Annotated in this window: 11 protein-coding genes; 9 read left to right on the forward strand and 2 right to left on the reverse strand. The window is 64.1% G+C overall.

Features of this window, described 5'->3' with window-relative positions:
• Nucleotide 1: 1 nt before the first annotated feature.
• The 8 genes from nuoG (at nt 2) to nuoN (ending at nt 10242) form a co-directional block, all read left to right on the forward strand.
• Nucleotides 2-2776, forward strand: a complete 2775-nt coding sequence (gene nuoG / locus DOM32_RS09675; RefSeq protein WP_110633849.1) for an NADH-quinone oxidoreductase subunit NuoG — start codon at nt 2-4, stop codon at nt 2774-2776.
• A complete protein-coding gene (gene nuoH / locus DOM32_RS09680; protein WP_071230997.1) occupies nt 2773-3756 on the forward strand; it encodes an NADH-quinone oxidoreductase subunit NuoH in 984 nt (327 codons plus the stop codon). The genes nuoG and nuoH overlap by 4 nt, the downstream gene beginning before the upstream one ends.
• A gap of 12 nt (nt 3757-3768) precedes the next feature.
• The gene (nuoI, locus tag DOM32_RS09685; RefSeq protein ID WP_071230996.1) at nt 3769-4317 is read left to right on the forward strand and encodes an NADH-quinone oxidoreductase subunit NuoI; all 549 of its coding nucleotides are present in this window, start codon (nt 3769-3771) and stop codon (nt 4315-4317) included.
• A 76-nt stretch (nt 4318-4393) separates the two neighbouring features.
• Entirely contained in the window at nt 4394-5017 is a 624-nt protein-coding gene (gene nuoJ, locus DOM32_RS09690; RefSeq protein ID WP_110633852.1) for an NADH-quinone oxidoreductase subunit J, read from the forward strand.
• The gene (gene nuoK / locus DOM32_RS09695; RefSeq protein WP_110633855.1) at nt 5014-5322 is read left to right on the forward strand and encodes an NADH-quinone oxidoreductase subunit NuoK; all 309 of its coding nucleotides are present in this window, start codon (nt 5014-5016) and stop codon (nt 5320-5322) included. Before nuoJ ends, nuoK begins: the two co-directional genes overlap by 4 nt.
• Nucleotides 5319-7169, forward strand: coding sequence for an NADH-quinone oxidoreductase subunit L (gene nuoL / locus DOM32_RS09700; protein ID WP_110633857.1), 1851 nt, complete (start codon nt 5319-5321; stop codon nt 7167-7169). The genes nuoK and nuoL overlap by 4 nt, the downstream gene beginning before the upstream one ends.
• Before the next feature lie 92 nt (nt 7170-7261).
• Nucleotides 7262-8788, forward strand: coding sequence for an NADH-quinone oxidoreductase subunit M (gene nuoM / locus DOM32_RS09705; RefSeq protein WP_110633860.1), 1527 nt, complete (start codon nt 7262-7264; stop codon nt 8786-8788).
• The gene (gene nuoN / locus DOM32_RS09710; RefSeq protein WP_244179872.1) at nt 8785-10242 is read left to right on the forward strand and encodes an NADH-quinone oxidoreductase subunit NuoN; all 1458 of its coding nucleotides are present in this window, start codon (nt 8785-8787) and stop codon (nt 10240-10242) included. Before nuoM ends, nuoN begins: the two co-directional genes overlap by 4 nt.
• 83 nt (nt 10243-10325) lie before the next feature.
• On the opposite strand, the gene DOM32_RS09715 is transcribed toward nuoN, so the two are convergent.
• A complete protein-coding gene (locus tag DOM32_RS09715) occupies nt 10326-11147 on the reverse strand; it encodes an endonuclease/exonuclease/phosphatase family protein (protein ID WP_110633866.1) in 822 nt (273 codons plus the stop codon).
• A 4-nt stretch (nt 11148-11151) separates the two neighbouring features.
• The gene (locus tag DOM32_RS09720) at nt 11152-11790 is read right to left on the reverse strand and encodes a thiol:disulfide interchange protein DsbA/DsbL (protein ID WP_110633869.1); all 639 of its coding nucleotides are present in this window, start codon (nt 11788-11790) and stop codon (nt 11152-11154) included.
• A 336-nt stretch (nt 11791-12126) separates the two neighbouring features.
• Here DOM32_RS09720 and yihA point away from each other — a divergent pair, with 336 nt between their 5' ends.
• Nucleotides 12127-12744, forward strand: a complete 618-nt coding sequence (gene yihA / locus DOM32_RS09725) for a ribosome biogenesis GTP-binding protein YihA/YsxC (RefSeq protein ID WP_110633872.1) — start codon at nt 12127-12129, stop codon at nt 12742-12744.
• Nucleotides 12745-12976 lie beyond the last annotated feature (232 nt).

Below are 12976 nucleotides of genomic sequence, written 5' to 3' on the forward strand. Positions count from 1 at the left end.
CATGGCCACCATTCACGTCGACGGCAACGACTACGAAGTCGAAGACAGCGACAACCTGCTCCACGCCTGCCTTTCGCTGGGGCTGGACATCCCCTATTTCTGCTGGCATCCGGCGATGGGCAGCGTCGGCGCCTGCCGCCAGTGCGCGGTGAAGCAGTACAAGGACGCCGACGACGACCGCGGCATGCTGGTGATGTCCTGCATGGCACCGGTCAAGGACGATGCCTACATCTCCATTGCCGACGAGGAGGCCAAGGCCTTCCGCCAGACAGTGATCGAGTGGCTGATGGTCAATCATCCGCACGACTGCCCGGTGTGTGAAGAGGGCGGCCACTGCCATCTGCAGGACATGACGGTGATGACGGGCCACGATCGCCGTCGTTATCGCTTCCGCAAGCGGACCCATCGCAACCAGAATCTGGGGCCGTTCATCGCCCACGAGATGAATCGCTGCATCACCTGCTATCGCTGCACGCGCTTCTACCAGGATTATGCCGGTGGCGAGGATCTGGGCGCTTTCGGCGCGCACGACAACGTCTACTTCGGCCGCGTCACCGACGGCACGCTGGAGAGCGAGTTCTCCGGCAACCTGACCGAGGTCTGCCCTACCGGCGTGTTCACCGATCAGACGCACTCCGACCACTACACCCGCAAATGGGACCTGCAGTTCGCGCCGAGCGTCTGCCACCAGTGCGCCAGCGGCTGCAACATCAGCCCCGGCGAGCGCTACGGCGACATTCGCCGGATCGAGAATCGCTACAACGGCGACGTCAACGGCTACTTCCTCTGTGATCGCGGCCGCTTCGGCTATGGCTACGTCAACCGCAAGGATCGACCGACACGCCCCGAATACCGGGAGACCGATGGTGAAGCGCGCTCCATGGAAGTCGACGAGGCGCTGGACCGTGCCGCCGACGCGCTGCGCGGCGCCAAGCGGATCATCGGCATCGGTTCGCCCCGGGCCAGCCTCGAGAGCAATCATCGCCTGCGCCAACTGGTTGGCGCGGACAACTTCTCCACCGGTATCGAAGCCGGCGAGCTGGCTCGAATCCGCCGGATGGAAGCGCTCAATCGCGAGACGGGGCTGGCGACGCCCAGCCTGCGCGAGATCGAACAGTGCGATGCGATTCTGGTACTCGGCGAGGATCTGATCCAGAGCGCCGCCCGCGTCGCGCTCTCGGTCCGCCAGGCGGTACGCGGCAAGGGCGCCGAGCTGGGTGCGGCCCGGGGCATTCCCGAATGGAACGCCGAAGCGGTGAAGACCATTGCTCAGGACGCCGGTCACCCGCTGTTTCTGGCGACGCCCGATGTCACCAAGCTCGACGGCATCGCGACCCGCGCCGAGCGCGCCGGACCCGACGACATCGCCCGTCTCGGGTTCGCCGTGGCGCATGCGCTCGACCCCACCGCGCCGGTCGTCGACGGGCTCGACGACGCGACATCGAAACTGGCCGAAGGTATCGCCGATGCGCTGATGGCGGCGAAGAAGCCGTTGGTCATCGCCGGCGAATCGCTGGGCTCGATGGCGATTCTCGAAGCGGCCGGCAATGTCGCCCGCGCCCTGGCACGGCGTCAGAAGGCGGACGCCGGCCTGACCCTCGTTCGTCGCGAAGCCAATAGCGTCGGGCTCGGGCTGCTCGGCGGCGAGTCTCTCGATTGGGCGCTGGAGCAGCTCGACACGGGCAGCGCCGACGGTGTGGTGATCCTCGAGAACGATCTCTATACCCGGCTGCCGGCGACGCGCGTGGACAGCGCACTCGCGCGGGCGGCAGCGGTCATTACGATCGATCATCAGCGTACGCCGACCTGGGAGCGCGCCGATATCGGTCTGCCGGCCGGGACCTTCGCCGAAAGCGACGGTACGCTGGTCAGCCTGGAAGGACGCGCGCAGCGCTTCTATCAGGTCTTCGATCCCAGCTACATGCGCCCCGATACCCGCATCCGCGAAAGCTGGCGCTGGTTGCATGCCCTGCATGCGACGCTGGATCGTCAGCCGGTGGAGACGGTTCTGCTCGACGACCTGACCCAGGCCGTCGCCGAGGACGCGCCGGCGTTGGCGCCGTTGCACCAGAACACGCCGGAAGCGATGTTCCGTATCCACGGCCTGAAGCTCGCCCGTGAGCCGCACCGCTACAGCGGCCGTACCGCGATGCGTGCCAACCTCAACGTCAACGAACCGCGCGCGCCGGTGGATCTCGACACACCCTTCGCCTTCTCGATGGAGGGCTATGCCGGCTATCAGGAACCGCGCCGCGATGTCGCCTTTGCCTGGGCGCCTGGCTGGAACTCGCCTCAGGCCTGGAACAAGTTCCAGGACGAGGTCGGTGGCCACCTGCGCGCCGGCGATCCGGGCAAGCGGCTGTTCACGGCGCCAGTGGCCGATGGCGACTACTGCACCGAGATTCCCGCCGCCTTCACGCCGCGCGCGGATGAATGGCAGGTGATCGATCTGCCGCAGCTGTTCGGCGGCGACGAGATGTCGCGTCGTGCCGAACCGATCCGCGAGCGGATGGCGGCTCCGCAGGTGGCGTTGAGCAAAGCCGATGCGGCGCGACTCGGCGTTGCCGCGGGCGACGTGATCTCGATTTCGCTGGACGGTGCCGCCTTCGAGCTGCCGGCGCGGCTCAGTGCGGGAATGCCGAAAGGCATGATCGGGTTGCCAGGCGGCACGATTCAGGAGGTCACCGGCGCGCTGACGCCGGGTGTCACGCGGTGGGGGCGCATCACCCGGGCCGGTGGGGAGCGTCAGGCTTCGGCCGAGGAGGTGCGTCCATGAGCTGGTGGACACCGCAAGTCGAAGCGACATTGATCGCGATGCTGCAGGCCGTGGTGATTCTGCTGGTCGTGGTCGTTTCCGGTGCGCTGCTGAGCATGATCGAGCGCCGCCTGCTGGCCCTGTGGCAGGACCGCTACGGCCCCAATCGCGTGGGGCCGTTCGGCCTTTTGCAGATCGCGGCGGACATGCTCAAGATCTTCTTCAAGGAAGACTGGATCCCGCCGTTCGCCGACCGCACCTTCTTCGTGCTGGCGCCGGCGATCGCCATGGCTTCGCTGCTGCTGTCGTTCATGGTCATTCCGATCACCCCCGGCTGGGGCGTGGCGGATCTCAACATCGGTATCCTGTTCTTCTTCGCGATGGCGGGCATCAACGTCTACGCCGTGCTGTTCGCCGGCTGGGCCAGCGGCAACAAGTACGCGCTGCTCGGTGCGCTGCGCGCCTCTGCCCAGACCCTTTCCTACGAAGTGTTCATGGGCCTGGCGGTGATGGGCATCGTCGCCATGACCGGCTCGTTCAACATGCGCGACATCGTCAACGCGCAGGAGAACGTCTGGTTCATCATTCCGCAGTTCTTCGGCTTCTGTACCTTCGTCATCGCCGGCATCGCGGTGACGCACCGTCACCCGTTCGATCAGCCCGAAGCCGAACAGGAGCTCGCCGACGGCTATCACATCGAATATTCCGGCATGAAGTGGGGCATGTTCTTCGTCGGCGAGTACATCGGCATCGTGCTGATCTCGGCGCTGCTGGTGACGCTGTTCTTCGGCGGCTGGCACGGGCCATTGCTGCCGCCGATCGTCTGGTTCCTGCTCAAGACGGTGTTCTTCGTCATCCTGTTCGTGCTGTTGCGGGCGGCATTGCCGAGACCGCGCTACGACAAGGTGATGAGCTTCGGCTGGAAGGTTTGCCTGCCGCTGACACTCGTCAATCTATTGATCACCGGGGCGATGATTCTGCTCATCGACCCGGGTGTATAAGGGAGAGCGACCATGCTGAGTCAGATCCGGAAGATCGTATCCGGCACCGGCACGCAGCTGCGCACGCTGTGGATGGTGTTTTCGCATGCCTGGCGCAAGCGCGAGACGCTGCAGTATCCGGAAGAGCAGGTCTATCTGCCGCCGCGCTATCGCGGACGCATCGTACTGACCCGCGACCCGGACGGCGAGGAGCGTTGTGTCGCCTGCAACCTGTGTGCGGTGGCGTGTCCGGTGGCCTGCATCTCGCTGCAGAAGGGCGAGAAAGAGGACGGGCGCTGGTACCCAGAGTTCTTTCGCATCAACTTCTCGCGCTGCATCTTCTGCGGCATGTGCGAGGAGGCCTGCCCGACCTCGGCGATTCAGTTGACCCCGGATTTCGAGATGAGCGAGTTTCGGCGTCAGGAGCTGGTCTACGAAAAGCAGGACCTGCTGATCGATGGTCCGGGCAAGGATCACAGCACCAATTTCTATCGCGTGGCGGGCCTGTCGATCGCGGGCAAGGACAAGGGCGAGGCGCAGAACGAGGCCGAGCCGATCGACGTCAAGTCGTTGATGCCATGAGTCATGGCATCGCTGCGCCGGAACTGTGGCGCCAACGTGCAGGTTGCGGTTCGAAGCCGTTTGCTGGGAGAGAAGCATGCAAATCGCGTTTTACTTGAGTGGGCTGGTCGCGATTCTCGCCACCCTTCGCGTCGTGACCGGCACCCATCCGGTACACGCATTGCTCTATCTGATCGTGTCGCTGATCGCCGTGGCGATGGTGTTCTTCGCCCTCGGTGCGCCGTTTGCCGGGGCGCTCGAGATCATCGTCTACGCCGGGGCGATCATGGTGCTGTTCGTGTTCGTGGTGATGATGCTCAATCTCGGCGAGTCGGCGGTGGAGCAGGAGCGTGCCTGGCTCCAGCCCAAGGCGTGGGTGGGGCCTGCGGTACTGACGGCGGTCTTGCTGATCGTGATGATCGTCACGCTGGTCAGCGGCGACTACGAAGGCAGCATCAGCGGCGAAACGCTGACGGCCAAGATGGTGGGGATCTCGTTGTTCGGCCCTTATCTGGTCATCGTCGAGCTGGCGGCCATGCTGCTGCTGGCGGCGCTGGTGGCGGCGTCGCATCTGGGTCGCAGCGAAGCGCACGATGAAGCCGACCTGGCCCGCGAGCGCCAGCGCGAGCTCAACGAGCAGGCCCGGGCAGATGTGGCGCCGGTTCGTGAAACCCCGGTCAATACACGCGAACAGAACCGCACGCAGGAGGGCAAGGCATGACGGGCATTCCGGTAGAACACGGCCTGTGGCTGGCGGCAATCCTGTTCGTGCTGGGGCTGGCCGGGCTGATGACGCGACGCAACATGCTGTTCGTGCTGATGAGCCTGGAGATCATGATGAACGCCGCCGGTCTGGCCTTCATCGTCGGCGGTACCCATTGGCACCAGCCCGACGGCCAGGTGATGTTCTTGATGATCATCACGCTGGCAGCGGCGGAGGCGAGCGTGGGGCTGGCGCTGTTGATGCAGCTCTATCGGCGCTTCAAGACTCTCGACATCGATGCGGCTAGCAGGTTGCGCGGATGAATCTACTTACCCTCACCTTCGTCTTCCCGCTGCTGGGATCGTTGATCCTGGCGCTCTCGTTCGGCCGGCTCTCCGAGCGGGCCAGCGCCACCATCGGTGTCGCTTCGATCGGCCTGGCGGCGCTATGCACGCTGTGGGTCGGGATCGATTTCTACGACCACGGCCAGTCGGCGCAGACGCTGACGCTCTGGCACTGGATCACGGTGGGGGATTTCCAGCCCACCATGGGGCTGATGCTCGATGGCCTGTCGCTGACGCTGCTTGGCGTCATCACCGGCGTCGGTTTCTTCATCCACCTGTTCGCGGCCTGGTACATGCGCGGCGAAGAGGGCGTGACCCGCTTCTTCTGCCACATGAACCTGTTCGTGTTCAGCATGATCCTGCTGGTGCTGGGTGATAACCTGCTGCTGCTCTACTTCGGCTGGGAAGGGGTGGGGCTCTGCAGTTATCTGCTGATTGGCTACTACTACCGTACGTCAGCCAACGGTTGGGCGGCCTTTAAGGCGTTCGTCATCACGCGTACCGGCGACGTGTTCCTGGCAATCGGCATGTTCCTGCTCTATGTTGAGCTCGGCTCGCTCAATATCCAGACGCTGCTGGCGCGCGCGCCGGAGATCTGGAGCGAGGGCAGCCTGATGCCGCAGCTCGCGGCGCTGATGCTGCTCGGCGGGGCGATCGGCAAATCGGCACAGCTGCCGCTTCACACCTGGCTGGCGGACGCCATGGCCGGCCCCACGCCAGTGTCGGCGCTGATCCATGCGGCGACCATGGTCACGGCGGGCGTCTATCTGATTGCACGCATGAACGGGATCTTCCTGCTGGCACCGGACGTGCTGCTGCTGGTCGGGGTAATCGGCGCGCTGACGCTGCTGGTAGCGGGGTTCGCGGCACTGGCGCAGACCGACATCAAGCGCGTGCTGGCGTATTCGACCATGAGCCAGATCGGCTACATGTTCCTGGCGCTGGGCGTCGGCGCGTTCGATGCGGCGATCTTCCACCTGATGATCCATGCCTTCTTCAAGGCGTTGCTGTTCCTCTCCGCCGGCTCGGTGATCGTCTGTACCCATCACGAGCAGGACATGCGCCGTCTCGGTGGCCTGTGGCGCAAGCTGCCGCTGACCTACGCCGGGTTCATCGTCGGGGGCGCGGCACTGGCGGCCCTGCCGCTGGTCACGGCGGGTTTCTACAGCAAGGACGCCATCCTGGTGTCGGCGCTCGCTTCCGGCCACGGTGTGCTGATGCTCGCCGGCCTGCTTGGCGCGCTGCTGACCTCGATCTACACCGTGCGCCTGATTCTCGGCACCTTCCATGGTGCGCCGAAGAGCGATCACGCCCGCGACGCCCATGCCGGCAAGGGTCTGGTGCATGGCATACCGCTGGTCGTGCTGATCGTGATGTCGACCGCGATCGGGGCACAACTGACGCCGCCGCTGGACGAGGTGTTGCCTCCCGGGCCGGCGGGAGAGGGGCTGGGAACTCATGTCCTCGAAGTCGTCGCGATGATCGTGGCCGTCGGCGGCGTGCTGTTCGCCGGCTGGCTGTTCAAGCGTCGTCGCGACCTGATTCGCCGCGGGATGGCGGATCCACGCGGCGCTCGGCTGTGGACGTTCTGGCACAACGCCTGGGGTTTCGATGCGCTCTACGACTGGCTGTTCGTGCGCCCTTATCAAGGGTTGGTCAGGGTCAATCGAGACGACTGGATCAACTCGCTGTGCAATATCCTGCCGTGGCTGGCGCGAGCCTCGCACCACGGGCTGCGCATGACCCAGACGGGGCTGATGCGCCATTACGCCGTGTCGATGGTGCTGGGGGCGACGCTGCTGCTTGCCTTCCTGCTGGTGGGCTGACACATGAGCGCAGGAACGATGCACAGTGCTGGCGGCTCGGCGACATCGTGTCGGGAGCACACGGAATTCACTCTATCTCGGATGGCTGATTCATGACTCTGGTCTGGCTGATACTGATCCCCTTCATTGGCGGCCTGCTGTGCTGGCAGGCCGAACGCTTCGGCGACCAGGCGCCACGCTGGATCGCGCTTGGCACCATGCTGCTCGAGCTGGCGATGGTGCTGGGGCTGTGGGTCGGTAGCGACTTCAGCCTGCCGGCGGAAGGTGCCGCCAACGCCTGGACACTGGAGTGGCAGGCCGACTGGATTCCACGTTTCGGCATTCAGGTACATCTGGCGATCGACGGATTGTCGCTGTTGATGATCGCGCTGACCGGGCTGCTCGGCGCCATGGCCGTGATCTGCTCGTGGAAGGAGATCGTGCAGCGGGTCGGATTCTTCCACCTCAACCTGCTGTGGATTCTCGGTGGCGTGGTCGGGGTCTTTCTCGCTATCGACCTGTTCCTGTTCTTCCTGTTCTGGGAAATGATGCTGGTGCCGATGTATTTCCTGATCGCGCTGTGGGGCCACAGCGGCTCCCGGGGCAGTTCGCGGATCGGCGCGGCCACCAAGTTCTTCATCTATACCCAGGCCAGCGGCCTGCTGATGCTGATTGCCATTCTTGGGCTGGTGTTCGCTCACCATGGCGCCACCGGTGAATACACCTTCGCCTATGCGGATCTGCTCGATACGCCGCTGTCCGAAACCACCGCCTGGTGGCTGATGCTCGGCTTCTTCGTCGCCTTCGCGGTCAAGCTACCGGTGGTGCCGCTGCACGGCTGGCTACCGGATGCTCACGCCCAGGCACCGACTGCGGGCAGCGTGGATCTCGCCGGCATTCTGCTCAAGACGGCGGCCTACGGCATGCTGCGCTTTGCGCTGCCGCTGTTCCCGGAAGCCTCCCAGGCTTTCGCGCCGGTGGCGATGACGCTGGGACTGATCGGCATCTTCTACGGCGCGATTCTCGCCTGCGGCCAGCAGGACCTGAAACGCCTGATCGCCTACACCAGTATTTCCCACATGGGCTTCGTGCTGATCGGCATCTACGCCGGTACCGAACTGGCGCTGCAGGGCGTGGTGGCGCTGATGGTGGCGCATGCGTTTTCTGCCGCCGGGCTGTTCATTCTTTCCGGCCAGCTCTACGAGCGTCTGCATACCCGCGACATGCGCCAGATGGGTGGTCTGTGGGGGCGTATCCGCGGTCTGCCGGGGTTCGCGCTGGTGTTCGTGGCGGCATCGCTGGGTCTGCCCGGTACCGCCAATTTCGTTGGTGAATTCATGGTGATGTTCGGTTCATTCGGCGTCGCGCCCTGGATCGTGGTCATTGCCAGTGCCGGCTTGATCCTGGCTGCCGTCTATTCGCTGTTCATCATGCAGCGGGTCTACTACGGGCCGCCGAGGGAGGAGACGCCGCTGGCGGGGCTGGATCGACGCGAGACGGTACTGCTGTTCGGTATCGTCGCCCTGGTGGTGTTCTTCGGCATCTATCCCCAGCCGCTGCTGGATACCTCTGCCGGCGCCATGCAGATCGTGCAACAGAGCGTTCAGCAAGCCGGGGCGATGATGGGAGGTGCCCAATGAGCCACGCTACCATGATGGCATTGCTGGCCATTTCTCCGCTGATTCTGGTCTGCCTGACCGTGATCGTGGTGATGCTATCGATCGCCTGGCAGCGTAATCACACGCTGAGCGCGATCCTGACCGCCGTCGGGCTCAACGTGGCGCTGCTGGCGTTGCTGTTCGGCTGGAGCTTGGGCACGGTCGACGTCACGTCGGTACTGGTGGTCGACGATCTGTCACGCTTCGGCGGCGTGCTGGTGTTGATGTCGACGCTGGCCTGCGTCACGCTGGCTCACCACTATCTGGAAGGTTACGAAGGTCCGCGGGACGAGTTCTACCTGCTGTTGCTGAGTGCCGCGGCCGGCGGAATGGTACTAGTGTCGGCACGCCACATGACGACGCTATTCTTCGGCATCGAGCTTTTGTCGATGCCGCTGTTCGGGATGCTTGCCTATACCTTCCGCGATCGTGGCGCGCTGGAAAGCGGTATCAAGTACATGGTGCTGTCGGCGGCAGCCACCGCCTTTCTGCTCTTCGGCATGGCGCTGCTCTACGCGGTGACCGGTACGCTGGATTTCGCCGAACTGGGCGAGGCGCTGTCGGCCTATGGTAGCGACCCCTGGCTGCTCGCCGGTGCCGGCATGCTGCTGGTAGGACTGGCGTTCAAGCTCTCCATCGTGCCGTTTCATCTGTGGACGCCGGACGTCTATCAGGGCGGGCCCGGGCCGGCAACGACGTTCCTGGCCACGGCCAGCAAGGTGGCGGTGTTCCTGGTGCTGTTGCGGCTCTTCCAGTCGACGCTGGCGTTTCACGAGAACTGGTGGCACGACCTGCTCGGCTTCATCGCCGTCGTCACCATGCTGGTCGGCAACCTGCTGGCGCTGACCCAGAACGACCTCAAACGCCTGCTGGGCTACTCGTCGATCGCCCATTTCGGCTATCTGCTGGTGGCGCTGGTGGTCAACCAGGGGCTGGCCGTGGAGACCGTGGGGATCTACCTCGTCACCTACGTGCTCACCACGCTCGGCGCCTTCGGCGTCGTCACGCTGGTGTCGAGCCCCTACGTGGCCACCGGCGGTACAGCGGACGCCAGCCCGCTGCACCACTATCGCGGCCTGTTCTGGCGCCGGCCCTATCTCACCGCGGTGATGACGGTATCGATGCTGTCGCTGGCGGGGATTCCGTTCACGGCGGGCTTCATCGGCAAGTTCTACATCATCGCCGTGGGTGTCGAAGCGCATCGCTGGTGGCTGGTCGGCAGCGTAGTGCTGGGAAGCGCCATCGGGCTCTATTACTACCTGCGGGTGATGGTCACGCTGTTCCTGCACGAGCCCGGCATGCAGCGTCGCGATGCGACCCACGACTGGGCCGAACGCGCCGGTGGCATGGTGGTGCTGGGCGTGGCCACGCTGGTGATCCTGCTGGGGCTCTATCCGACGCCGATGATCAACTGGGTAAACTGGGTGGCGGGATGATGACCGGCGGATGATCGCTGGCCATCTCGATCCGGCATGAAAAGCGTCTCCTCGGAGGCGCTTTTTCGTATCTCAATCGTATCTCAGGTGTCCGTGCTGCGATCGGCGCCGAGGCCGATGCTTCGCCGGCAGGCGACCGGCAGGTGGATGTCCACGGCAATGGGGAGGTGGTCCGAGAACATCGCCTCCAGCACCCGAGGCTGTTCGGCCTTCAGCGATGACGACAGCAGGATATGGTCCAGCGCCCGGCGGGGTTGCCAGGCCGGATAACTGAGCTGCGGCTTGAGCGGGTTGAGGTCCAGAGCGCGACAGAAGCGCGGATGCGCCAGCAGCTGCTCCGGCGTGCAGTTGAGATCGCCCATGACCACCACGTGATGCAGCGGCTCGATGATCTCGCCGAGGTAGTCGAGCTGCCGCAGGCGGCCGCGCTGGCTGAGCGCCAGGTGAGCGACGAAGACATGCAGGGCATCCGGTCCTTCACCGTAGCGGGCATGGATCGCCCCGCGCCCGCGCATGCCGGGCAGACGGTGCTCATCGACCCGGTTGGGTGTCAGACGCGACAGCAACCCGTTGCTGTGCTGGGCGACATGCCCCAGGTTGCGGTTGAGCTGCTGGAAGTGGAAATCGAACGCCGAGCGTTTGGCGAGGTATTCCACCTGATTGACGTGGCTGGAGCGGAAGCTGCCGCCGTCGACCTCCTGTAGCCCGACGATATCGTAGGCCGATAACGTGCTGGCCACGACATCGAGGCGCGAACTGCGCTTGGGATGAGGCAGCAGATGTTGCCAGCTTCGCGTGAAATAGTGGTGGTAGGCCGAGGTATGAATGCCGACCTGCAGATTGCAGGTCAGCAGTTTCAGTGTCGGCGCGACCTCGCTGGCGGGTGTCGAGGCGGCTAGGGACATGGCGTCACTCGCTCTCGGTGCGTTCCTCGCGAACCTTCTCGATCAGCGCGCTGGCGATCTTGGGCATGTTTTCCAGCGAGCCGGCGGAGTCTGGCGTGACGACATAGCGGCCGTCGACGATCAGGTCGGGAACGCCCATCAGCTTGTAACCGCGCATCTTGGCGGAAGCCTGCTGGATCTCGCTTTTCACGCCGAAGGAGTCGAGCGCCTTGAGCGCTTCATCCTTGCTGACACCGTAGTTGGTGAAGAACTCGGCAATGTCGTCCTTGTCGGTCAGGCGCTGGCCGTCCTTGTGGATGGCGTCGAAAAAGTCCTGGCGCAGTTTCTCTTCGATGCCGAGCTGTTCGGCCGCGTAGAAGGCCGTGGCGTGCTGTTCCCATACCTTGCCCAGCGGCGCTGCCATGCGATCGAAAGTGACGTCGTCGGGAAGCTGGGCGACCCACTCGTTGAGCGGCTCTTCCAGCGCGTAACAGTGGGGGCAGCCATACCAGAACACTTCGGTGACCGCGATCTGGTCCGCCGGCACGTCCGTTTTCATCGGCTCGTCGACGACCTGATAGTCCTGACCTTCGACGATATCCGCCGCCATCACTGCGCCCGAGAATGTCAGTCCGGCCAATAGCGCCATAAAAGACTTGATCATGCGTTACTGCTCCTGAATATCGAAAATCATTGTCGATGAGGTCGTGTTCCATGAAACCGTTGTCGGCGGTGGCACGCCACGGGTATTGGAGCCCCGAAGGACCGCGAGGTTCCCTTGCTAGCCTGCTACCGACCGGTTTCTCTTAGCCTGACAGAAATGGGCGCAAAAGCGTAGGGCACCAAACGTTCGTCCGGGGAGCGTCGAACCGAAATCTCGTCTGCGGGAGCGTTGAACAGCAGCCCCGACGTCGGGAGCGCCGAACGTCACGCCTCATCCTGGGCGGAATACGCGTGGTACACTGCGCGACGTTACCGTCTCAAGATAATCGAGCCTGCCATGACTGCCACTCCCGAGCGCCGCAACTATCAGACGGCGACCTTTCTGATCAGTGCCCCGACGCTGGCCAAATGCCCGCCGGATCGAGGCGTCGAGGTCGCGTTCGCGGGGCGCTCCAACGCCGGCAAGTCCAGTGCCATCAACGCGCTGACTCAGCAGCGGGCGCTGGCGCGCACCTCGAAGACACCGGGACGCACGCAGTTGATCAACTTCTTCACGCTGCAGAACGACGACCAGCTCAGGCTCGTCGACCTGCCGGGTTACGGCTACGCCAAGGTGCCGGAGGCGATGAAGAAGGAGTGGCAGGCGCATCTCGCCGATTACCTGCAACGCCGCCGCTCGCTGGGCGGGTTGATTCTGTTGATGGACGTTCGTCATCCGCTCAGCGATTTCGATATCCAGCTGCTCGAGATGGCGGACGATCGCGAACTGCCGGTGCATATCCTGCTGACCAAGGCGGACAAGCTGAAACAGGGGCCGGCCAAGGCCTCGCTGCAGCAGGTCAGGAAACGGCTGGCCGAGTGGGAGGACCTGGTCAGCGTGCAGCTCTTCTCCTCGCTGAAGCGCCAAGGGCTGGATCAGGCGTATGGCGTGATGGATCGATGGTTGGCAGATTGATCCACTTGGACTATCGACTCATTCGAGTTGTCCCAGCTTACGTTGAATTCGCCACCCCAATGACGCCTATTCAGGGCAGCGCTGCACGACGCATCGCTGAACCGGGTCTTGCGACAGGGATGTCGCAAGAGGCGCGTTGGACAGGATGTCCTTTCGCGCCGACCCGAGTGAAGCGATACGGCGTGCAGGCATAGCTGCCCTGTGGCGTCAAAAAGGGGAGCGTGAGGGGCTT

This window comes from Salinicola salarius (assembly GCF_003206135.1).
In the GTDB taxonomy this organism is placed as follows: domain Bacteria; phylum Pseudomonadota; class Gammaproteobacteria; order Pseudomonadales; family Halomonadaceae; genus Salinicola; species Salinicola salarius.